Here is a 21,418-nt window from a genome sequence, read left to right as displayed (position 1 = left end):
ACGCAGCGCGTCCTTTCATGAGCCGTCTGGATGTTTCCCCGCGCCACCTGCTGGCACTTGCCATTCTGCTTGGATCGGCCGGCTCGGCCGCCGCGCTGACCAAGGAGGCGGCGATCGAGAATTGCCGGATGAGCGTCGGCAAGCCGATCGTGCAGGCCTGCATGCGCGCAGGCGGAGGCGCCAATCTCGAAGCCTGCCGCGCCAAGGCATCGCCTCAGGTCAGGGCCTGTGTGATGGCGGCGCTGAATGCCGCCAATGGCCGCGCCAACGTCGCAGTCGAGCTTCCCAAGGAAGTGGCACCCAAGCTCGAACCCGGTACGGCGCTGCCGAAGGATTTCGTCGCGCCGCCCCGCACCATCGCCGACATCACCGCGATCCTCGACAGCGAAAAGCCCGACTCGAAACTGCTCGCGGAGCTGAAGGCGGATGCGGATTCGACAGCGACGGGAAAGGAATCCCGCGCGGATCTCGCGCAGTTCTATTTCGACCGCGCCAATGCGCGCGCGCAGCTCGGCCGGCTCGCCGAATCCATCGCCGACGCCAGCAAGGCCGTCGAGGTCGGCCGTGGTGCGGTCGAGGCCAACATGATGGGCCGCCTGCAGCAGCTTCTCTCGATGCAATACGCCGCAGCCGGTGATCCAAAACGATCGCTCGAGGTCATCCAGCGCCTGTTGCGTGAGACGGCCACCCAGCAGGGGGCCAAGGGCTATCAATTGAGCGCCAACAGGTCCATCGCCGCCAACCTCATCCAGATGGGCGATGTCGCCCAGGCAGAAGCCTATCTGCGCCGCACCCAGGCCGTGATCCAGGAAGCGCGCACCAGCGGTCTTCCGGGCTGGCGTGCTTCCTACGCGCGCCTGGGACAGAACTGGGAAGGGGAGCTCGAAGCCACACGGGCCCTGATCTTCGAAGCGCGCGGGCAGTTCGCGGAGGCCGAGGCCGCCTATCGCGTGTCCGAGCAGCGCAAGCGGGCGGGCATGAAGGGCGTGATGGACTCGGACAATCCCCCGGCGGAGACCGTCATGCTGCAGGCAATCGACAACCTCGTGCTCAGCCAGGCTCGCATGAAGGCGCGGCAGGGCCGGCTGGCCGAAGCCGAGGTCGACGCACGCCGCGCGCTGCTCTCGCGCCTGAAGGATACCGGCAAGTACAATCCGGTGACGCCGCGCTACGTGATGGGACTCGCCGGAATTCTCGTCGAGCAGGGCCGCTACGAGGAAGCCGAGCAATTGGGCCGTGTCGCCCTGGAGATCAACAGGACCGTCGGCGTGCCGGACGATTCCCATTCGACGGTGCAGTTGCTGGCGCAGCTCGCCGGCATCCTGACGCTCGAGCGCAAGAATGCCGAAGGAAACGAGCTGTTCGCGCGCATCGACCGGGCGATCGCCAATTGGGAACCGCAGCGCCGCCAGGTGTTCGAGCTCAATCCATCTCGCATCATGTCGCTGTACAGCTCCGGGCAACTCGACGCGGGCATTGCCGCCGCCGAGCAGCTCGTCAAGAAGCAGATCGCGCGGGTCGGAGAAAATCATTTCGACGCCGCGGCAGCGCGCGGCACCCTGGCCGTCGGCCTGATGCGCGCAAGGCGCGATGCCGAGGCGATCCGCGAGTACAAGGCCGCCATTCCGATCATGATGGCGGGCGCCAACGAAAACGCCGATGACGAGAATACGACGGTGGTCGCCGCGCGCAGCCAGCGGCTGCAGACCATCGTCGAGAGCTATTTGATGCTGCTTGCCAGGGCCGAAGGCACCGGCAAGGATGTCGGCGAGGAGACGTTCAGCCTCGCCGACGCCATTCGCGGCCGTTCGGTCCAGCAGGCGCTGGCGGCGTCGAGTGCGCGTGCGGCGGCCAAGGATCCCGCGCTCGCCGAACTCGTGCGCAAGGAGCAGGATCTGACCAAGCAGGTCAACGCCCAGCTCGGCACGCTCAACAATGTGCTCGCCCTGCCTTCGGCGGAACGGGACGAGAAGGGCGTTGCGCAGATCCAGGCCTCGATCGCGGCGTTGCGCGGGCAGCGCGACAAGGCGCGCCAGGAGATCAAGCAGAAGTTCCCGATCTACGCCGATCTCGTCTCGCCCAGGCCGCCGAGTGTCGCCGAGATCCGCGCCATTCTGGCGGATAACGAGGCCATGCTGTCGTTCTATTTCGGCCAGAACGGCAGCTTCGTCTGGGCGGTGCCGAAGTCGGGACCGGTGGCGTTCGCCGCCGTGCCTGCCAAGATCGGCGACATCGAGAGCAAGATCCGCAAGCTGCGCGAAGCCCTCGAGCCGCAGGCGGCGATGATCTCGGACATTCCGCCCTTCGACCTCGTGCTCGGCTACGAGCTCTACGATCTTCTGCTCAGACCCGTCGAGAGCGGATGGAAGCCGGCCAAGAACCTCATCGTCGTGACCAATGGCGCGCTCGGGCTGCTGCCGCTGTCCCTGTTGCCCACGGCACCGGCACAGGTGGCCGCCGACGAGGACCCGCTCTTTGTCGGCTATCGCAACGTGCCGTGGCTGGCGCGAACCCATGCGGTGTCGACGGTACCGTCCGCGGCGGCGTTGCGCACGCTCCGGCAATTGCCGCCGGGCAAGCCCGGCCGCGGCGACCTCGTCGCCTTCGGCGATCCCTATTTCAACAGGGATCAGCAGGCCGAGGCGGACGGCGCCGGGGAGAAGATCCAGGTCGCCGACGCCGGCGGCAATGTCACGCGCGGTGGCCCGCTGAAGCGGCGCAACAGTCCGAAGCTGGACGGCGTCGACAGCGCCGAGCTCGGTTTGCTGCCCCGGCTTCCCGATACCGCGGACGAGCTGAAATCGATCGCGCTGGCGCTGCAGGCCGATCCCTCGAAGGTGCTGTTCCTCGGCAAGAACGCCACCGAGAGCGCGGTGAAGACCATGACTCTGTCCGGCTTCAAGATCCTGGCCTTTGCCACCCACGGTCTCGTCCCCGGCGAGCTGAACGGGCTCACGCAGCCGGCGCTCGCTTTGTCCTCGCCGGCGGTGACGGGCGAAGGCGGCGACGGCCTCCTGACCATGGAGGAAATCCTCGGCCTCAAGCTCGATGCGGATTGGGTGATCCTGTCGGCCTGCAACACCGGCGCGGGCGCCGGCGCAGGGGCCGAGGCGGCATCCGGGCTCGGGCGCGCGTTCTTCTACGCCGGGACGCGCGCGCTGCTGGTGACGAACTGGTCGGTGCATTCGCAATCGGCGCGGCAATTGGTGACGGATCTGTTCAAGCGGCAGGCCGACGATCCGAAACTGTCGCGCAGCGAGGCGCTGCGCCAGGCGGCGATGGCCCTCGTCGATGGCCCCGGCTATCTCAGCAGCGAGGGCAAGACCGAGTTTGCCTATGCGCATCCGCTGTTCTGGGCGCCGTACACGATCATCGGCGATGGCGGTCTGCGTTGACGAACGGGGGAAGGGGTGTACGGAAAATGAAGCGGAATGTCTTGCTGGGCGTTGTTGCCGCAGCTCTGTTGTTCTCGGGACCATCGCGTGCCACGCCATTGATCACGGAGGAGGAAGCCAAGCTGCCGCCTCCGAAAGGCGCGGTGGCCGTGGAGCAACGCGGCATCATGCGCGGTCCCAAGGTCGAGTTCGTCTCGCCGGGCGATTCCGCGAGTTCACCTCTGCCGCTGGTCTTGAAATTCCAGTCCTATGGCGGGGCAAAGATCGATCCGGCATCGGTCAAGATGATCTTCCTCCGGACGCCGAACGTGGACCTCACCCCGCGGGTCAAGCCCTTCGTGAAGGCGGACGGCATCAACATGCAGGATGCGGAGGTGCCGCCCGGCGAATACATGGTGCGCGTCGATATCAAGGACAGTGATGGCCGTTCGGGCACGACCGTCTTTACGCTCAAGGTCGCACCCAAGTGAGGTGTCCCTATTGCCAGGCGGGGACCGGGGAGGGGGCGCTTGTCTGCGCGTCCTGCGGGCGCGACATCGCCGTTCCCGCGACGCTGATTGCGGAGCGTGACGATCTCCTGCGCAAGCGCCAGGAGCTCCGCGACGAGCTGAAACGGGCCAGAGACGAAGCCGAGGCCTTCATGAGGCGGAGGCATTCGCGTTAGCGATGGAATGTCCGTTCTGCGCCGAGACGATCAAGGACGAAGCCATTGCGTGCAAGCACTGCTCGCGCGACCTGCGCGTGGTGCGTCCGACCCTGCTCGAGATCGAAGAGATCGTCGCCGATCTGGACAGGCTCAGGCGTGATCTCGATCGGATCAATGTCCGGCTCGAACGGTACAGGAATCCGCTGCGCTATTTCACCACGCATGCGGTTCTCTACGTCGCGATACCGTCCCTTCTTCTGGTGATCGCGCACGTGCTCGTGACCATCACTTTCAACCTGTCGCCGATCCCGCTTCGGATCGCGTCCATCGCCATACCGCTGCTGTTCGGATTCGCGGCCTACCCGCTGCACCGGGTTTCGGCCTTGACGGCCTTGGTGCTGGCGTTCCTTTCGGCAGCCGTCAGCGTCCTGTCGATGCTGACGGTCACGGGAATTCACGATCATGTTCCGATCCTGCCGGAAGCCTGGATCGAATGGCGCGAAGTGTTCGAATATGGCGCCAGCATCCTGCTTGCCTTCGTCTCCGGAAACATCCTCAGCGTCGTGATCTTCCAGGTGCTGCCGCGCGTGCTGACCCAGGGCGGCAAGCCGAACGCGTTCGCCTTCCGCGTGGCGCGTCTGCTCGGGCAGCACGTCGGCGAGGAGCAACTGCGCCGCCGCGCCCGCTTGATCCAGGACCTGATGCAGACCGTCGGCCCGCTGGCCGGCGTCGCCGCGACCGCCGTCGGCTCCATCTATGCCGGCCTGAAGGGTCTGCTGGGATAGCCTGGCCTTCAACCTCGGCGCGCGGTCCGGGCGGCGACTGCGAGCGCTGCCGCCGTGGAGGGCATTTAGCGGCCGCGGCACTGCGAGAATCCGCTTGCGAACTGGACAGCCGGCCCCTGGTCACGCATGCTTGATCCGGATCAACAAGCGCCGCCCGCTCCGGGATATGTTAGAAAGGAGGCGTTGCGGCCCGAAAGGTAAAGTCGATCTTGATGCGGTTCGTCCGTACCATCCTGGCATTCGCCATCGCCATGTCCCTGGCGATGCTGCCGGCTGGCGTGTCCGCATCCGGCCTTGCCATGTCGTCGGACGACATGCAGATGGCGATGCAGATGGGCGGCGATGTCGAGATGGCGATGGACGATTGCTGTCCCGACATGAAGGGAACGCCGTCCCAGACCGGCGACTACGAATGCGGGATGGGCTTCTGCTGCGTCAGCGGGCTCGTTGCGCTCGATGACGTCAGGCCCGTCGCCTTCGGCCGTTTCGCCGTCGCGGCGAGCACGATCGCCATCCCTGAGGACCAGGTCGTCTCCGTCCGCGGCGGCAGTCCTCCGTTCCGGCCTCCTCGAATCTGATCTCGCCCAGCCCCAAGACGCGAGCGGCATTGCCTGCGCGCGTCGACGACTGACGTGTGCGCCATGCGCCACGGCGAAAGATCAGATCATGAGGACAGGACAATGCTTTCCAAATTCAGCACAGCGGCTCTCGCCGCCACCCTTTCGCTTGCCGCTTCCGCCGCCATGGCGGGCGCCGGCGACTACGCCTTCGAGCCCGTCAACGCGCAGATGAAGAAGGGCGACGACGTCACGCTCTCGGTTCGCCTGACCAACAAGCAGACCGGCAAGCCGGTGGCGGACGCCGTCATCTTCAAGACCCGCGTCGACATGGCCCCGGACGGGATGGCCGAGATGGAATCGGCCGTGGCGCCGCTGCCGTCGAAGGAGCCGGGCGTCTACGCCTTCAAGACCGATCTGCCGATGGCCGGCCGTTACCAGGTCACGCTGTCGGCCAAGGTGCAGGGCGAGCCCGAGACCGTCACCGGCAAGGTGATCGTCACGGCGACCAAGTGAGCGTGCGGACGCCGCCCGCGGCGTCCGGACTTCTCCGTTCCACTCAGATGGACGCGCGCCCGGCGCGCGAAGACACACCATGAAGACGCTGCGTCTCCTGACGATTCTCGCGCTCGGCGGCGGCATCGCCTCAGGCGCGTACTGGTTCTCGAACGAGGGGAGCTGGTCGGTTCATGCCGAGGCGACCCCGGCTGCGGCCCAGGCGAACCGGGCTCCGCTCTATTACCGCGATCCCAGCGGCGCGCCGTTCTGGTCCGCCGCTCCGAAGAAGGACGACCGCGGCCGCGACTATCTGCCGGTCTACGACGACGATCAGGCTGCCGCGGCGGCGCCGAAGCCGGCGCAGGCGGCGTCATCGCGAAAGATCCTTTACTACCGCAATCCCATGGGCCTGCCCGACACCTCGCCGGTGCCGAAGAAGGATCCGATGGGGATGAACTATATTCCCGTCTACGAAGGCGACGAGGTCGACGACGGCACGGTGAAGCTTTCGCCAGGCAAGATCCAGCGCACCGGCGTGAAATCCGAGCCGGTCGAACGGCGCGCGATCCGCGTCGCGGTCAAGGCGCCCGGCACGATCCAGCTCGACGAGCGTCGCGTCTCGGTGATCGCGATGCGCGCCGAGAGTTTCGTGCAGAAGGTCGCCGACGTCACCACCGGCACGCGCGTGAAGGCGGGCCAGCCCCTGATGGAGATCTACAGTTCGGCGGTCGCCTCCGCCGCGGCGGAATATCTCGCGACCATCACCTCGAAGACGGTGGGCGGCGTCGAGATGTACGGCCGCGGCTCGCGGCAACGGCTGGTCAATCTCGACGTCCCCGAGCCTGTCATCGCCGAGATGGAGAAGACGCGCGTCGCGCCCGTCACCATCCATTGGTCGGCGCCGCGCGACGGCATCGTGCTCGAACGCAGCGCGATCGAAGGCATGCGCGCCAATCCCGGCGACGTGCTGTTCAGGATCGCGGATATCTCGCTGGTCTGGGCCTTGGTCGACGTCGCCGAGCGCGATCTCGGCAATATCGCGGTGGGGCAGTCCGTGGCGGTGCGCGCGCGGAGCTTTCCCGGCCGTATCTTCAGCGGCAGGATCGCCGTGGTCTATCCGCAGGTGAACCGCGAGACGAGGACGGTTCGCGTCCGGATCGAGCTAGCCAATCCGGATGCGGCGCTGCTGCCGGACATGTACGTCGATGCCGACATCGACACAGCCGATGGCGCGCCCGTGCTGGCGATCCAGGATAGCTCGGTGCTCGACACCGGCACGCGTCAGGCCGTCCTCGTCGACAAGGGCGAGGGGCGCTTCGAGCCGCGTGAGGTGAAGCTCGGCCGGCGCGGCGGCGGCTACATCGAGGTGCGGGAGGGACTTGCGGATGGCGAGGCGGTGGTCACATCCGCCAACTTCCTGATCGACGCGGAAAGCAATCTGAAGGCGGCGCTCAAGGGCTTTGCCGAGGCGGCGCCTCAGGCTTCCCCACCTGGCCATGCGACGGGGGAGCACAAATGATCGCCCGCATCATCGCCTGGTCGGCGCGAAACCTGCTGCTGGTGCTGTTCGGCGCCGGCTTTGCGGCCGCGGCCGGTCTCTATGCGCTGATCCATCTGCCGCTGGATGCGATCCCGGACCTCTCGGACACCCAGGTCATCGTCTACACCGAATATCCCGGCCAGGCGCCGCAGGTGATCGAGGACCAGGTCACCTATCCCCTGACCACGGCGATGCTGACCGTGCCGAAATCGAAGGTCGTGCGCGGCTTCTCGTTCTTCGGCGTGTCGTTCGTCTACGTGATCTTCGAGGACGGCACCGACATTTATTGGGCGCGCTCGCGCGTCCTGGAATTCTTGAACGGCGCCGCGTCGCGGCTGCCCGCCGGCGTGAGCCCGACCATCGGTCCCGATGCGACCGGCGTCGGCTGGGTCTACCAGTATGCGGTCCTGTCGAAGGAATTGAATCTCGCGGACACCCGCACGATCCAGGACTGGAATCTGAAGTTCGCGCTGGCCAAGGCCGAAGGCGTCGCCGAGGTCGCCAGCATCGGCGGCTTCGTCAAGCAGTACAACGTGGTGCTCGATCCGCAGCGGATGCGCGATCGTGGCATCAGCATGCAGAAGATCCGTGAAGCCATCCGCGCCAGCAACGCCGATGTCGGCGGGCGCACCGTCGAGCTCGCCGAGTTCGAATACGTCATCCGCGGCAAGGGCTACATCAAGAGCATCAACGATCTCGGCAACATCGTGCTGAAGACGAGCAACGGCACGCCGGTGCTGCTTCGCGACGTTGCCAATGTCGAGCTCGGACCGGACGAGCGCAGGGGCATCACCGAGCTGAACGGCGAGGGCGAGGTCGCAAGCGGCATCGTGCTGCAGCGCTTCGGCGTCAACGCCCTCGACGTCATCGAGAACGTCAAAAGGCGCTTCAAGGAGATCGCGAGCAGCCTGCCGAAATCGGTCGAGATCGTCCCGGTCTACGACCGCTCCGGCCTGATCTACGCGGCGATCGACACGCTCAAGCACACGCTGTTCGAGGAGAGCATTGTCGTCGCGCTGGTCTGCATCGTTTTCCTGCTCCACGTCCGCAGCGCGCTGGTCGCGATCCTGATGCTGCCGGTCGGCGTGCTGATGGCGTTCGGCGCCATGAAGCTGCTCGGCCTCGGCTCGAACATCATGAGCCTGGGCGGCATCGCGATCGCGATCGGCGCCATGGTGGATGCCGCGATCGTCATGATCGAGAACGCCCACAAGCACCTCGAACGCGCCAAGCCCGATCAGTCGCGCGTCCAGATCCTGATCGACGCGGCCTCTGAGGTCGGCCCTGCGCTGTTCTTCAGCCTGCTGATCATCACCGTGTCCTTCATGCCGATCTTCACGCTGGAATCGCAGGAAGGGCGGCTGTTCAGCCCGCTCGCCTTCACCAAGACGTTCGCGATGGCCGCTGCGGCCCTCCTGTCCGTCACCCTGGTGCCGGCGCTGATGGTGATCTTAGTCCGCGGCCGAATCGTGCCGGAAGGCCGCAACGTCATCAACCGTTTCCTGATCTGGATCTACCGCCCCGTGATCAAGGGCGTGCTTCGCGCCAAGACGCTGGTGATCCTGGCCTCGCTCGTCGTGCTCGCCGTCACCATCTGGCCGGCCCGCCAGCTCGGCACCGAGTTCATGCCGACGCTGAACGAGGGCACGCTGCTCTACATGCCGACGACGCTGCCCGGCATCTCCGTGACCAAGGCGGCCGAGCTGATGCAGATTCAGGACCGCATCATCAAGTCGTTCCCCGAGGTCTCCTCCGTCTACGGCAAGGCGGGGCGGGCGGCGACCGCGACCGACCCGGCGCCGACCGAGATGTTCGAGACCATCGTCAACTTGAAGCCGAAGGAGCAATGGCGCCCCGGCGTCACCGTCGACAGCCTGATCGCGGAGATGGACAAGGCGCTGCAATTTCCCGGCGTCTCCAACGCCTGGACCATGCCGATCAAGGCGCGCATCGACATGCTCTCGACCGGCATCCGCACCCCTGTCGGCGTCAAGGTCATGGGCACCGACCTCGTCGAGATCGACCGGCTGGCGCGGCAGGTCGAACGCGTGATCAAGACCGTGCCGGGCACCTCCTCGGCCTATGCCGAGCGCGGCATCGGCGGATATTATCTGGAGATCGTCCCGGACCGCGAGGCGCTCGCGCGCTACGGCATTTTGATCCAGGACGTCCAGGACACCATCGCCGCCGCGCTCGGCGGCCAGACGGTGACGACGACCGTGGAGGGCCGGCAGCGCTTCACGGTGAACATGCGCTACCCGCGCGACCTGCGCGACAATCCCAAGGCGATCGCCAGCGACATCCTGGTGCCGATGCCGGCAGGCGGCGCCGTGCCGCTCGGCGAGGTCGCCAAGGTCGAGCCGGCGCGCGGGCCGACCTCGATCCGGACCGAGAACGGCCAGCTCGCGACCTACATCTATGTCGACATCCGCGACCGCGACATCGGCAGCTACGTCGCCGATGCGCAACGCGCGGTGACGGAGAGCATCCAGTTTCCCGCCGGCACCTATGTGGTCTGGAGCGGCCAGTACGAATATCTCCAGCGCGCGGCAGCGCGCCTCAAGATCGTCGTGCCCGTGACGCTGACGATCATCTTCCTGCTGCTGTTCCTTAATTTCAAGGCGCTGACCGAGACGCTGATCGTGATGCTGTCGTTGCCGTTCGCGCTGGTCGGCGGCATCTGGATGATGTGGTGGTTCGGCTTCAACCTGTCCGTCGCCGTCGCGGTCGGCTTCATCGCGCTCGCCGGCGTCGCCGCCGAGACCGGCGTCGTGATGCTGATCTACCTCGATCACGCGCTGGCCGAGATGAAGGCGAGGCGCGACAGCGAGGGCAGGGTCTTCAGCCGGGCCGATCTCCACGACGCCATCATGGTGGGCGCGGTCGAGCGCGTCCGGCCCAAGATGATGACCGTGGTCGCCATCATGGCGGGCCTGCTGCCGATCATGTGGAGCACCGGAACCGGATCGGAGATCATGCAACGCATCGCGCTGCCGATGATCGGCGGGATGATCTCATCGACGCTGCTGACGCTGATCGTGATCCCGGCGATCTTCGGGCTAGTCAAGGGCTTCCACCTGCCGCCCGAGGCCGAGGACAAGGGACAACCGACCGAAATGACAAAGCCGATCAGTCCGAGATTGCGGGTGCTGCAGTCCGCCGAATGAGGTCAGTCATGTCGAACGGCTGTCAGAGACGTTGGGCCGATGGAATTGATCACCGCATTGGTCGTCATCGCGCTAATATTGGGGACGGCGCTGGCATGAGGCGAACGTGCGGACGTGATCTTTGCCGCACCTGAAGAGATCAGTAAGACCGCCGAGTGGCGATGCCAGGAGATGCGCGCATGGGCTTCTACAACGACGTCATTCTGCCACGGCTTTGCGACCTTGCGATGCGGAATAAGGAACTTGCGCCCTACCGGCAACGCGCGGCCCGCGCGGCCCAGGGCCGGGTCCTCGAGATCGGCGTCGGGTCCGGCCGCAACCTGCCGTTCTACGGAGCTACGGTGACGCAGCTTGTGGGTCTCGAGCCCGCTCCAAGGCTTCTCGAGATGGCGCGACACGCGCCGCATCTGGAGACTCCGGTCGATCTCGTTGAAGCTTCGGCCGAGGCTATGCCGATCGAGGACCGCAGCATCGACACGGTCCTGACGACCTGGACCATGTGCAGCATTCCGGACGTCGATCGCGCGATGACAGAGGCGCGGCGGGTGCTGAAACCGGGAGGGAAGCTGATCTTCGTCGAGCATGGCCGCGCGCCCGAACCGAACGTGCGCTGGTGGCAAGATCGCCTGACCCCCGCATGGATGCGCATCTCGGGCGGTTGTCATCTCAACCGGGACATCGCTGACGTCTTGACTCGCAACGGCTTTCGCATCGACGAGATGCGCACCGGCTATATGAACGGGCTGAAGCCCATGACGTTTATGTACGAGGGCCAGGCGAGCCCCCGTTGATGCCTGCGACGCTCCGGCCTTGAGATCCAGCGATGAAGAAAGGAATCCGAAGATGAGGGAACGCGGACATGTGATGACCCGTCGGTCACTTGCAGGGCTGATGGCGGCGGCAGTGGCGGCAGTGCTGGCCAGGCCTGCCGTTGCGGCGCAGGCCCAAGAAGCCACCATCACGGTGCATAGGGATCCGAGCTGCGGCTGTTGCGCGGGCTGGGTGCAGCATCTCCGGGACGCAGGATTTGTCGTCCAGGTGGAGGAGACCGCCGATCTCGACGCGGTTCGGAATCGTCTCGGCATCCCCTCGGACCTGGCCGCGTGTCACACGGCGGAGGTCGCAGGTTATCTCATCGAGGGACATGTGCCGGCCGCAGCCGTGCGGCGCCTCCTCTCGGAGCGCCCCATTGCGAAAGGGCTCGCTGTGCCGGGCATGCCGGTCGGATCGCCCGGGATGGAAGGCGGCAAGCCGGAGCCTTACACGGTCGTGCTGTTCGGTGCCGATGGTCAAAGGCCATTCATGCGCTTTATCGGCTCGCAGGTGATCGGTTGAGCTGGATATGGCGAGCTGCGCGGGTACGCGTCCGGCGATGCTGCGCCACCATCGATGAACTGATGCACGAGCCGAACGTTGCCAATCCTCCGATGACCAGGGCTATCGCATATGAGAGCTTTTCTCTGCGGCCATCCTTCGAGACGCCCGCTTTAGCCGGGCTCCTCAGGATGAGGGCGGAGTGCGCGGCAGCAGCTTCAACGGGCACTGACGCCGTTGAGCCTCATCCTGAGGAGGCGCGTCAGCGCCGTCTCGAAGGACGAGGCGTGCACGCAGGCGCCGCCACGAGTCATACCTGCCCTGGATGACGCCAAAAGAGCCGGTGTCATCCTCCGCCGCTACGGCTGCGGCGGATAGCGCTCGAACGTCGGCAGTTCGTGCGCGTGCTGCATCCAGCGCAGGCGCTCGGCGACCTGAATGTGCATCATGGGCGGCACGGCCTCGGGATCGTCGTAGGTCGCGCTCTGGATGTCGATCATTCCGGGCACCAGGCTGGCATTGAAGTAGAACAGGCCGGTGCCGCAATTGCCGCAAAAATGCCGCCGACCGTGTTCCGACGAGCTGTAGATCCTGGGCTCGCCCTTGGTCACCTTGACGGCGCTCTCCGGATACATCGTCCAGCCGACGACCGGAGCGCCGGCGTGGAGCCGGCAATCGCGGCAATGGCACAGTGCGTGCACGATCGCGTCGCCTTCGACCTCATAACGGATTGCGCCGCAGTGACAGCCGCCGGTGATGGTGCTCATGCGTCTCTCCCGATCGCGTATTGACGTTGCCGATCGATAGCTCTCGAGATTTGCGGCATCAACGGCGCAATCGGTTTTGCGCTTGCGTCCTACTGTCGCGTGACAGCTGCTGCCATCGAAGCCAGTCTATCGCGCCTCGATCACTTCGCCGTCTTCCTTGACGAAGCGGCCGACGGGATGATCCAGGAGATCGACGACCGCTTCCGAGGGGCGGCACAGGCGCGCGCCCTTCGGCGTCACCACGATCGGGCGGTTGATGAGGATGGGATGTGCGAGCATCTGATCGATCAACTCGTCGTCGGACCATTTGGCATCGTCGAGGCCGAGCTCCTTGTACGGTGTCCCCTTCTCGCGCAGCAGCGCGCGGACCGGCACCCCCATTTTCTCGATCAGCTGCTTGAGCGTCTCGCGCGAGGGCGGCGTCTTCAGATACTCGATCACGACGGGCTCGACGCCGCTCTGCCGGATCATCGCCAGCGTGTTGCGCGAGGTGCCGCAGGCGGGGTTATGATAGATCGTGACGCTCATCGACTTGTCTCCGCGATTGGAACCGGGCCGCGCGCCTCGCCGCGTCCCAGCAGCCAGTTCATCAGCAGCATGCCGGCAAGCGCTCCACAAAGCTCGGCCAGGATGAAGCCGGGCAGGTCGGTGGGGCGGATGCCCGCAAAGGTGTTCGTCAGTGATCGCGCAATCGCCACCGCCGGATTGGCGAACGACGTGGAAGCCGTGAACCAATAGGCCGCCGTGATGTAAAGGCCCACCAGCCAGGGCACCGCATTCCGCTGAAACCGGATGCCGGCCAGGATCGTCGCCACCAGCCCGAAGGCGGCGACGGCCTCGGCGAACCATTGCGGCCCTCCGGTTCGGACCTTCGTCGAGAGCTCGAGCAGGGGCAGTCCGAACATCAAATGCGCGGCCAGGGTTCCCGCGATGCCGCCGGCGACCTGCGCGACCACGTAGAACGCGGCCTCGGTCGCCGGCAGCTCGCGCTTGCCGGCGAAAACCAGCGTGACCGCCGGATTGAAATGCGCGCCGGAGATCGGACCGAGCATGGTGATCAGCACCACCAGAATGGCACCGGTCGGCAAGGTATTGCAGAGCAGCGCAAGAGCAACATCCTTGGTCAGCGTTTCCGCCATGATGCCGGACCCGACGACCGTGGTGACGAGAATGCCGGTGCCGAGCGCTTCGGCGGCAAGCCGCCGCGAAAGATCGAACTTCTCCATCAGCCGGCCTTCGGCGTCGGATGTGTCGCGCCGTCTGCGCGGCCGATCTCACGCAGCTTGGTGCCGAGCGAGAGGTTGTCAATGCTCCGCAGCGGAAGGCTCACGAACGTATCAATCCGGTTCCTCAGATAGCGGAACGCGGTGACGAACGCCGCCTGCTTCTCCAGATCCGTGCCTTTGGCGGCGGCAGGGTCCTCGATGCCCCAGTGCGCTGTCATCGGCTGGCCCGGCCAGATCGGGCAGGACTCGCCGGCGGCGTTGTCGCAAACGGTGAAGACGAAATCCATCACCGGCGCATCGGGCGCGGCGAACTCGAGCCAGCTCTTCGAGCGCATTCCGTCGGTCGGGTACTCCAGGGTCTCAAGCGTGCGCAGCGCCAGCGGATGCACTGCGCCTTTCGGCGTGCTGCCGGCGGAGAAGGCCCGAAAGCGGCCGGCGCCGTCTTTGCGAAGGATCGACTCGGCCAGGATGGATCGCGCCGAATTGCCGGTGCATAGAAACAGGACATTGTAGATCTGGTCAGGCACGGCTTCGCTCCTTCCGTTTCGGCGAGCAGCAGGATTGCAGGGTTTCGACGACGGGATTGCAGACCTCGGGACGTCCGCCGCAGCAATCGCGCAACAGGAACACCGCGATGTCGCGGAATTCGCCGAGATTGGCGCGGTAGACGATCGAGCGGCTGCGCCGCTCGGAGGACACGAGGCGCGCTCGGCTCAGGATCGCCAGATGCGCCGACAGCGTGTTCTGCGGAACCTCGAGCAGGCGGGCGAGGTCGCCGGCGGCAAGGCCGTCGGGCTCGTGCTTCACCAGCGTCCGGAACGCCTCCAGGCGGGTCGGCTGGGCCAGCGCGGCGAGGGCGAGGATGGCTTCTTCATTTTCCATACATCCAGATTTATGGAACTAATGGGCCGAGTCAACCTGAATCGCGTCGCCGGCCCACTATAATTCGAATATTCTAGAAATATGGTTTGACGGGGCGTGCGAACAGGTGCAGCATGAGCATCATGAAGATCGCCGACGCAGCAGCACGTTTGGAAGCCCTTGGCAATCAAACCCGGCTCCAGATCTACCGGGCCCTGGTCCGGGCCGGGCACGCGGGCATGCCCGTCGGCCGCCTGCAGGAGAAGCTGAAGATCCCGGCCTCGACGCTGTCGCATCACATCAAGACCCTGGTTGCGGTCGGACTCGTCAGCCAGGTCAGGGAATCGACCACGCTGATCTGCCACGCGAACTTTGACGCGATGCGCGGCCTCCTCGCCTTCCTGGCGGCGGAATGCTGCGCCGACGAAACCGGATGCAAGGCAGCGCAAACCGCGGCGTGATTTTCTTGCGAACTTATTCGATGATTCTAGAAAGATGGGAGAAGCTGGAATGAACGCCAAGACGGTCGCCATCATCGGGGCAGGGCCGGTCGGCCTCGCTGCCGCCGCACATGTGCTTGAACGCGGCATGTCGCCCATCGTGCTGGAGGCCGGACCTGAAGCCGCGCACGCGATCCGCCAGTGGCAGCATGTCCAGCTGTTCTCGCCATGGGAATACAATATCGACAAGGCCGCGGCGCGCCTGCTCGCGCCGACGGGATGGAATTCGCCGGACCCGCAGTCCTATCCGACCGGCGGCGAGCTGATCGACCGCTATCTGACGCCGCTCGCAACGCGCACGCCGCTGCGCGAGACGATCCGAACCTCGAGCCGCGTCACGGCGATCAGCCGCGCCGGTTTCGACAAGGCAACAACGAAGGGCAGGGACCGGGCGCCGTTCGAGATCCGCTATCAGAACGGCAGGGGTCCCGAGGTGCTGCGCGCCGATGCCGTTATCGATGTCTCGGGCACGTGGTTCTCCCCCAACCCCGCCGGCAGCAACGGCTTGCCCGCGATCGGCGAGCGCGAGCGCGCCGACCGCATCGCCTATGGCATGCCGGACGTGCGGGGCACAGATCGCGCCAGATATGCCGGCAAGATCGTCGCCGTGCTCGGTGCCGGCCATTCCGCCGTCGGCACGCTGATCGATCTCGCGCAGCTCGCGGGCGAGGTGCCGGGCACGCAAGCGATCTGGTTGTTGCGCGGCGCCGATCCGGCCAAGGCTTTCGGCGGCGGCCGCAACGACAAGCTGGCCGCGCGCGGCGAACTGGGCTCCGCCTTCGCCGCACTCGTGACCGCCGGCAAGATCAGGGTGGAGAGCCAATTCGGTGTCACTCACCTCTCGGAGTCCGAAGGCCGTCTCAGGATTTCGACTGGCAGCGGCAGCGGTGCGCGCAGCGTGGTCGCGGATGAGCTCGTCGTCGCCACCGGCTTTCGCCCCGATCTGTCGTTCCTGTCCGAGCTGCGGCTGCGGCTCGATCCGGCCATCGAGGCGCCTGTCGCGCTCGCGCCGCTGATCGATCCCAACGAGCACAGCTGCGGCACGGTTCGTCCGCACGGCGCGCGCGAGCTAGCGCACGACGAGCCGGGCTTCTATCTTGCCGGCATGAAGTCCTACGGCCGTGCGCCGACCTTCCTGATGATGACCGGATACGAGCAGGTGCGCTCCATCGCGGCTGACATTGCCGGCGACAAGAAGGCTGCCGCTCGGGTCGAGCTCGTGCTGCCGGAGACCGGCGTCTGCACGCGCGGCGGGGTGGAGTCCGCAAGTGCGGTGGGATGCTGTGGCGGTCCGGCGCAGGAGGAGACGTCAGCCTGCTGCGCCGCCGACGAAAAAGCCAGGAAGGCAGGCCGCGCCGGGTGCGGCTGCTGATGAGCAGCCTCGCTGCGGCCGGGACTGCGCGGCCGCTCGCTGTTGTTCTCGCGCTCGGAACCGCGCAGACCATTGCGTGGGCATCGAGCTACTATCTTCCGGCCATCCTCGCGGCGCCAATTGCTAGCGATCTCGGTCTTGTGCCGACACACGTGTTCGGTGCGCTGTCGGCCGCGCTCGTCATCTCCGGGCTGCTCGGCCCGCGCGTCGGGCACGCTATCGATACGTTCGGAGGGCGCGGCCTGCTTGCCGTTTCGAATCTCGTTTTTGTGGCAGGCCTGCTCCTCCTTTCGGTGGCGCATGGCGTGGTGGTGCTGATCGCATCCTGGATATTGCTCGGTATTGCCATGGGCATGGGCCTGTATGAGGCGGCCTTTGCGACGCTTGCGCGCATTTATGGCAGCAATGCGCGACGAACGATTACCGGAATTACCCTGATTGCCGGTTTCGCCAGCACCCTCGGGTGGCCGCTTACGACCTGGCTCGCTTCGCAATACGACTGGCGCGTGGCCTGCCAGGTCTGGGCGGTGATTCATCTTGGCCTTGCGCTCCCACTCAATCTGTCGCTGCCGCGCGCCATTCCACTAGACCAGCCGCATCGGCCGGATCCAGGCGCTAGCCGGGGATCCGGACGGCAGAGCGAGACCTTCGCGATGGTGCTGTTGGCTTACATGTTCGCGGCGGCAAGCTTCGTCAGCTCGGGTGTCTCGGCAATCCTGCCGGCCATGCTGGTTGCGTTCGGCGCAACGCCGGCACAGGCCCTGATTGCAGGAGCATTGGTGGGGCCGGCCCAGGTTGGCGCCCGCCTACTGGAAGCAGGATGGCTCGGCCGGTTTCATCCGCTGCTGTCGGCAAGGCTGGCCATGCTCATGAATCCGATCGGTGTGATCGCACTGGTCATGGGCGGTCCCTTCCTCGCATCAACTTTCACGGTGCTGTATGGCGCAGGCAACGGCATCATCACCATTGCCCGCGGTACGCTTCCGCTGGCACTGTTCGGCCCGTCAGGATTCGGCAGGCGGGTCGGCATGATCTCGCTGCCTTCGCGAGCCACCGGCGCGCTCGCGCCACTCGCACTCGGCGTGATGGTGGAGCATTTTGGCAGCAGCGCGCTATGGATCAGCGCGCTGGCCTCGATCTCCGCATTTTTCGCACTGCTGATGCTGCGTGCTGATCAGACGAGATAGGACCGACGGGAGGAGAGCATTCGGAGCCTGAGCGGGGGACCGCTGATTGCGGCGATGTGCATCGGCCAGCTCGGCAATCTGCTGCCGCACGTGACGCTGTCAGCGAATCTGGCGCAGCATCTGATGCCGGCATGGGGGCTGTCCGCCGCCGAAGGCGGGTTGATGGCGAGCGGCTATGCGTTCGGCTACATGCTGGCCGTCCCGGTGCTGACGACGCTGACCGATCGCATCGACGCGCGGATCGTGCTACTCTGCGGCTCCATCGTCAGCGGGCTTGCGACCGCCGCCTTCGGCTTCTTCGCCGAGGGGTTCTGGTCGGGCACCATCATCTGGTCGCTCGCAGGATTGGGCTTCGCCGGCGCCTATATGCCGGGGCTGAAGGCGCTGACGGATCGGTTGCCCGCCGGCGACACCTCGCGGGCGGTGACGCTGTACACGTCGAGCTTCTCGGTCGGCGTCGGCCTGTCGTTCCTGGTTGCGCAGATCCTCGCCGATCGCTGGGGGTGGCGGACCGCGTTCTACGTCACCGGCGTCGGCCCCATCGCGATGGTGCTCGCGTGCCTCCTGATCGAGGGACGGCGGCCGGCGCCGAAGTCCGGGCGTCTTCTCGACTTCGCACCCGTCCTCGCCAATCGCGAGGCGCTCGGCTACATCCTCGGTTACGGCGCCCACTGCTTCGAGCTCTACGGCATTCGCACCTGGCTGGTCGGGTTCTGGACTTTCATCGTTGCGCATCAGGGTGGGCCGTCCTGGATGACGCCGGTGCTGATGAGCTTCTGCTTCGCGGTGATCTCGATGCCCGCCAGCATCCTCGGCAACGAGGCCGCCCTGAAATTCGGACGGCATCGCGCCATCACGGTCGTGATGATCGCGTCGGCTTGCGTCGCGCTGGCGATCGGCCTCAACGCAACGGCCCCGGCATGGCTGCTCGCGCTGCTGCTGATGATCTACGGCCTGACCGTGCCCGCTGATTCAGGTGCGTTGACCGCGGGCATGTCGGCGGCGGCCACCTCCGAGCATCGCGGCGCGACCCTGGCCCTGCATTCGACGGTCGGCTTCGGCTTGTCGGCGCTCGGCGCCTGGGGAACCGGCGTCGCGCTCGACATCGCTGGCGGTCCGCAGAGCGCGAGCGGCTGGCTGCTGGTGTTCATCGTGCTCGCGGCCGGCATTGCGCTGGGGCCACTGGCGCTGGTGTGGGCGCGGAGAGGGCATTCCGGCAAGCGGCCATCGTGAGCGCACCCGCTCCAACATGAAAACACCAGCGTGTAGAGTCCCCGCGTGCGTGTGATCACGACCCGCAGTCAGGAACCTTTTCAGGGCAGACCGGTTGGCGTGCCACGGCGCGGCCGCAAATAGGGCCCCGCTCATGAAGACCGTATGGACGAGTGCCCTGAGCGGCTGTCCCATGCAGTGTCGTCCTGCGCCCTTGCAGCTGAAATGAATATGCGCTCAGCGGACGACGGGGACAGGGACGGAAAATGAGGCCTGTAGCGAGACAGCCTTTCAAACCACGCACCACCGAGGAACTGATGGCGCTGCTTGGTGCAGTGGCGACAGCGATTCTCAGCGTCATCATTATCGCGATGCTGTACTTCGGCCGGGATATCTTCGTGCCCGTCGCGCTGGCTATTCTCCTCAGCTTCGTGCTGGCGCCACTGGTCGGAATATTGCAGCGTATCCATGTCCCGCGGGGACTGGCAGTCGTGAGCGTGGTGGTCGCTGCCTTCATGCTTATTTTTGCCATAGGAAGCCTTCTCGCCGCGCAATTGACGCAACTCGCCGGTGACCTTCCTCGCTACCAATCGACGATCAGCGAAAAGATCCAGTCGTTTCGAGATACCAGAGCGGGGCGGGGCACGCTGGAGCGTGCTTCCGATATGCTGAAGGATCTCGGCAAGGAGCTCGATAAACCGAAAGACGCCGCATCTGCGCCCAAGATCGGCACGATAGCCGGCTCGAATGCCTTCGCGCCCCCGGTGCCGGTCGAAGTACGCCAGCCGGATCCCGGCGCGTTGGAAAGCCTGCGGACCTTGATTTCCCCACTCGTTCATCCGCTCGCGACCACCGGCATCATCATTATTTTCGTTATCTTCATTCTCATTCAGCGCGAGGATCTTCGTAATCGCTTTATTCGGCTGGCCGGTTCGTCGGATTTGCAGCGTACGACGGCTGCACTGGACGATGCCGCGAGCCGGCTCAGCAGGCTGTTTCTGACCCAGCTCGTCTTGAATGGCGGTTTCGGCGTGGTGATCGGCACCGGCCTGTGGTTCATCGGAATTCCAAGCGCGATTCTCTGGGGCATCCTCGCGGCTGCGCTTCGCTTCGTCCCCTATGTCGGCGCCGTTATCGCGGCCGCATTCCCGTTGGCGCTGGCGGTCGCCGTCGATCCCGGCTGGTCGATGCTGCTTTGGACTCTCGCCCTATTTCTTGTTGTGGAACCGTTGGTGGGCCATGTCATCGAGCCGATGGTTTACGGTCACAGCACGGGGCTTTCGCCCATTGCCGTAGTCGCATCGGCTACGTTCTGGACAGCGCTTTGGGGCCCGATCGGGCTCGTCCTCGCCACTCCCTTGACGGTTTGCCTCGTGGTTCTCGGACGGCACGTGGAGCGACTGGAATTTCTCGACGTCATGTTCGGCGACCGGCCAGCGCTTTCTCCTCCGGAAATATTCTATCAACGGATGCTGGCGGGGGACCCGACGGAAGCGGCCGAAAAAGCCGAAGAGTTTCTGAAAGAGCGTTCGCTGGCATCGTACTATGACGAGGTCGCCCTGAAGGGTTTGCAGCTGGCGCAAGCCGACGCCGAACGCGATGCACTTGACCAGGAGCGTCTTACCAAGATCCGGGACGCCGTCAGCGAGTTTACCAGCGACCTTTCCGATCAGGACGACCGGCCGCTGGCGAAGAGCAATTCAACCAGCGACGCCGAAGCATGGTCGGCGGTGGAAGCCGTTGCAGAAAATGCGGTCAATGAACGCTTGCCTTATCTCCGCAGGGAAACCCTCCCGCTGGATTGGCAGGGTGAGCACCCCGTCCTTTGCGTGGCCGGGCGCAGCCTGATCGATGAGGCGGCCGCGATCATGCTGGCCCAGCTGTCGACGGAGCATGGCCTCGCGGCACGAGTCGAAGGGCCGGAATCGCTTTCCACGACGAATGTCTTCCGCCTCGACACGACGGGAGTCGCAATGATCTGCCTGGTCTATCTCGATGCCCGCAGTGCGGCACACATGCGGTATTCCGTCCGGCGTCTGAGGCGAAAATTGCCGAAGGCAACCATCATTCTGGGCTGCTGGGTCAAAGACATTGACGCTGCTGCGCTGGAATTGCTGCGGGAGAGCGCCAAAGCCGACCTCGTTGCGACGAGCATCGGCGAGGCCGTCAGGCTGTGCATCGAGGCAACGGGGTTGACGGGGTCGGCGGGCGAGGCCCTCGGGCTGAAGAACTCACCGACGGCTGCAGCGTAAGAGTTCGACCGGTGCCGGTGCTTTGCCCGACGTATCAAAGCTGAGCGCTGCTGTATTGGCGCCGAAACGATGCGTCGGCTTGCGTCGCGCTCGTGATCGGCTCCAACACGACGGCCCCGGCATGCTGGTGTTCGTCGTG

The 21,418-nt window shown here is 65.5% G+C and carries 19 protein-coding genes; 14 read left to right on the top strand and 5 right to left on the bottom strand.

Going from position 1 to position 21,418, the window contains the following annotated elements; all coding sequences use genetic code 11:
• The first annotated feature begins 17 nt into the window (after window positions 1-17).
• The 9 genes from D6B98_RS07055 (at window position 18) to D6B98_RS07010 (ending at window position 11,923) form a co-directional block, all read left to right on the top strand.
• Window positions 18-3,395 (top strand): CHAT domain-containing protein, encoded by a 3,378-nt coding sequence (locus D6B98_RS07055; RefSeq protein WP_245481288.1) that lies wholly within the window; start codon window positions 18-20, stop codon window positions 3,393-3,395.
• A 26-nt stretch (window positions 3,396-3,421) separates the two neighbouring features.
• On the top strand, window positions 3,422-3,865 hold the full coding sequence (locus tag D6B98_RS07050) for a hypothetical protein (protein ID WP_126256205.1): 444 nt from the start codon (window positions 3,422-3,424) through the stop codon (window positions 3,863-3,865).
• A gap of 196 nt (window positions 3,866-4,061) precedes the next feature.
• Window positions 4,062-4,826, top strand: a complete 765-nt coding sequence (locus tag D6B98_RS07040) for a hypothetical protein (protein WP_126256203.1) — start codon at window positions 4,062-4,064, stop codon at window positions 4,824-4,826.
• 212 nt (window positions 4,827-5,038) lie between these two features.
• Window positions 5,039-5,404 (top strand): hypothetical protein, encoded by a 366-nt coding sequence (locus D6B98_RS07035; RefSeq protein WP_126256202.1) that lies wholly within the window; start codon window positions 5,039-5,041, stop codon window positions 5,402-5,404.
• 102 nt (window positions 5,405-5,506) lie between these two features.
• A complete protein-coding gene (locus D6B98_RS07030; RefSeq protein WP_126256201.1) occupies window positions 5,507-5,899 on the top strand; it encodes a FixH family protein in 393 nt (130 codons plus the stop codon).
• Window positions 5,900-5,978: 79 nt separating this feature from the next.
• Complete coding sequence (locus D6B98_RS07025) at window positions 5,979-7,400, top strand: efflux RND transporter periplasmic adaptor subunit (RefSeq protein ID WP_126256200.1); 1,422 nt, start codon at window positions 5,979-5,981, stop codon at window positions 7,398-7,400.
• Entirely contained in the window at window positions 7,397-10,588 is a 3,192-nt protein-coding gene (locus tag D6B98_RS07020) for an efflux RND transporter permease subunit (protein ID WP_126256199.1), read from the top strand. The genes D6B98_RS07025 and D6B98_RS07020 overlap by 4 nt, the downstream gene beginning before the upstream one ends.
• Window positions 10,589-10,767: 179 nt before the next feature.
• Entirely contained in the window at window positions 10,768-11,379 is a 612-nt protein-coding gene (locus D6B98_RS07015) for a class I SAM-dependent methyltransferase (protein WP_126256198.1), read from the top strand.
• 73 nt (window positions 11,380-11,452) lie between these two features.
• Window positions 11,453-11,923 (top strand): DUF411 domain-containing protein, encoded by a 471-nt coding sequence (locus D6B98_RS07010; protein WP_245481285.1) that lies wholly within the window; start codon window positions 11,453-11,455, stop codon window positions 11,921-11,923.
• 338 nt (window positions 11,924-12,261) lie between these two features.
• Here the strand turns inward: D6B98_RS07010 and D6B98_RS07005 are convergent, their stop codons facing one another.
• The 5 genes from D6B98_RS07005 to D6B98_RS06985 all read right to left on the bottom strand — a co-directional run bounded on the left by D6B98_RS07005 (window position 12,262) and on the right by D6B98_RS06985 (window position 14,777).
• On the bottom strand, window positions 12,262-12,669 hold the full coding sequence (locus D6B98_RS07005; RefSeq protein ID WP_126256196.1) for a GFA family protein: 408 nt from the start codon (window positions 12,667-12,669) through the stop codon (window positions 12,262-12,264).
• A 126-nt stretch (window positions 12,670-12,795) separates the two neighbouring features.
• A complete protein-coding gene (gene arsC, locus D6B98_RS07000; protein WP_126256195.1) occupies window positions 12,796-13,197 on the bottom strand; it encodes an arsenate reductase (glutaredoxin) in 402 nt (133 codons plus the stop codon).
• Complete coding sequence (locus D6B98_RS06995; RefSeq protein ID WP_126256194.1) at window positions 13,194-13,895, bottom strand: aquaporin; 702 nt, start codon at window positions 13,893-13,895, stop codon at window positions 13,194-13,196. Before D6B98_RS06995 ends, arsC begins: the two co-directional genes overlap by 4 nt.
• Window positions 13,895-14,422 (bottom strand): arsenate reductase ArsC, encoded by a 528-nt coding sequence (locus D6B98_RS06990; protein ID WP_126256193.1) that lies wholly within the window; start codon window positions 14,420-14,422, stop codon window positions 13,895-13,897. Before D6B98_RS06990 ends, D6B98_RS06995 begins: the two co-directional genes overlap by 1 nt.
• Entirely contained in the window at window positions 14,415-14,777 is a 363-nt protein-coding gene (locus tag D6B98_RS06985) for an ArsR/SmtB family transcription factor (protein WP_126256192.1), read from the bottom strand. The genes D6B98_RS06990 and D6B98_RS06985 overlap by 8 nt, the downstream gene beginning before the upstream one ends.
• A gap of 122 nt (window positions 14,778-14,899) precedes the next feature.
• Here D6B98_RS06985 and D6B98_RS06980 point away from each other — a divergent pair, with 122 nt between their 5' ends.
• The 5 genes from D6B98_RS06980 (at window position 14,900) to D6B98_RS06960 (ending at window position 21,279) form a co-directional block, all read left to right on the top strand.
• Complete coding sequence (locus D6B98_RS06980; protein WP_126256747.1) at window positions 14,900-15,217, top strand: ArsR/SmtB family transcription factor; 318 nt, start codon at window positions 14,900-14,902, stop codon at window positions 15,215-15,217.
• Window positions 15,218-15,266: 49 nt separating this feature from the next.
• Window positions 15,267-16,628 (top strand): NAD(P)-binding domain-containing protein, encoded by a 1,362-nt coding sequence (locus D6B98_RS06975; RefSeq protein ID WP_126256191.1) that lies wholly within the window; start codon window positions 15,267-15,269, stop codon window positions 16,626-16,628.
• Window positions 16,628-17,815, top strand: coding sequence for an MFS transporter (locus D6B98_RS06970; RefSeq protein ID WP_126256746.1), 1,188 nt, complete (start codon window positions 16,628-16,630; stop codon window positions 17,813-17,815). The genes D6B98_RS06975 and D6B98_RS06970 overlap by 1 nt, the downstream gene beginning before the upstream one ends.
• Before the next feature lie 54 nt (window positions 17,816-17,869).
• Window positions 17,870-19,048 (top strand): MFS transporter, encoded by a 1,179-nt coding sequence (locus tag D6B98_RS06965; RefSeq protein ID WP_126256190.1) that lies wholly within the window; start codon window positions 17,870-17,872, stop codon window positions 19,046-19,048.
• 296 nt (window positions 19,049-19,344) lie between these two features.
• On the top strand, window positions 19,345-21,279 hold the full coding sequence (locus D6B98_RS06960) for an AI-2E family transporter (protein WP_126256189.1): 1,935 nt from the start codon (window positions 19,345-19,347) through the stop codon (window positions 21,277-21,279).
• Window positions 21,280-21,418: the final 139 nt, after the last annotated feature.

Source organism: Bradyrhizobium sp. LVM 105, assembly GCF_003957705.1.
GTDB classification, from domain to species: domain Bacteria; phylum Pseudomonadota; class Alphaproteobacteria; order Rhizobiales; family Xanthobacteraceae; genus Bradyrhizobium; species Bradyrhizobium frederickii.
The sequence above is the reverse complement of the archived record's forward strand: the minus strand, read 5'-3'. Positions and strand labels throughout refer to the sequence as shown.

Coding starts and splice junctions, on each gene's coding strand:
- D6B98_RS07055 (WP_245481288.1), top strand. CDS start 18: ATGAGCCGTCTGGATGTTTCCCCGCGCCACCTGCTGGCACTTGCCATT.
- D6B98_RS07050 (WP_126256205.1), top strand. CDS start 3,422: ATGAAGCGGAATGTCTTGCTGGGCGTTGTTGCCGCAGCTCTGTTGTTC.
- D6B98_RS07040 (WP_126256203.1), top strand. CDS start 4,062: ATGGAATGTCCGTTCTGCGCCGAGACGATCAAGGACGAAGCCATTGCG.
- D6B98_RS07035 (WP_126256202.1), top strand. CDS start 5,039: ATGCGGTTCGTCCGTACCATCCTGGCATTCGCCATCGCCATGTCCCTG.
- D6B98_RS07030 (WP_126256201.1), top strand. CDS start 5,507: ATGCTTTCCAAATTCAGCACAGCGGCTCTCGCCGCCACCCTTTCGCTT.
- D6B98_RS07025 (WP_126256200.1), top strand. CDS start 5,979: ATGAAGACGCTGCGTCTCCTGACGATTCTCGCGCTCGGCGGCGGCATC.
- D6B98_RS07020 (WP_126256199.1), top strand. CDS start 7,397: ATGATCGCCCGCATCATCGCCTGGTCGGCGCGAAACCTGCTGCTGGTG.
- D6B98_RS07015 (WP_126256198.1), top strand. CDS start 10,768: ATGGGCTTCTACAACGACGTCATTCTGCCACGGCTTTGCGACCTTGCG.
- D6B98_RS07010 (WP_245481285.1), top strand. CDS start 11,453: ATGACCCGTCGGTCACTTGCAGGGCTGATGGCGGCGGCAGTGGCGGCA.
- D6B98_RS07005 (WP_126256196.1), bottom strand. CDS start 12,669: ATGAGCACCATCACCGGCGGCTGTCACTGCGGCGCAATCCGTTATGAG.
- arsC (WP_126256195.1), bottom strand. CDS start 13,197: ATGAGCGTCACGATCTATCATAACCCCGCCTGCGGCACCTCGCGCAAC.
- D6B98_RS06995 (WP_126256194.1), bottom strand. CDS start 13,895: ATGGAGAAGTTCGATCTTTCGCGGCGGCTTGCCGCCGAAGCGCTCGGC.
- D6B98_RS06985 (WP_126256192.1), bottom strand. CDS start 14,777: ATGGAAAATGAAGAAGCCATCCTCGCCCTCGCCGCGCTGGCCCAGCCG.
- D6B98_RS06980 (WP_126256747.1), top strand. CDS start 14,900: ATGAAGATCGCCGACGCAGCAGCACGTTTGGAAGCCCTTGGCAATCAA.
- D6B98_RS06975 (WP_126256191.1), top strand. CDS start 15,267: ATGAACGCCAAGACGGTCGCCATCATCGGGGCAGGGCCGGTCGGCCTC.
- D6B98_RS06970 (WP_126256746.1), top strand. CDS start 16,628: ATGAGCAGCCTCGCTGCGGCCGGGACTGCGCGGCCGCTCGCTGTTGTT.
- D6B98_RS06965 (WP_126256190.1), top strand. CDS start 17,870: ATGTGCATCGGCCAGCTCGGCAATCTGCTGCCGCACGTGACGCTGTCA.
- D6B98_RS06960 (WP_126256189.1), top strand. CDS start 19,345: ATGGCGCTGCTTGGTGCAGTGGCGACAGCGATTCTCAGCGTCATCATT.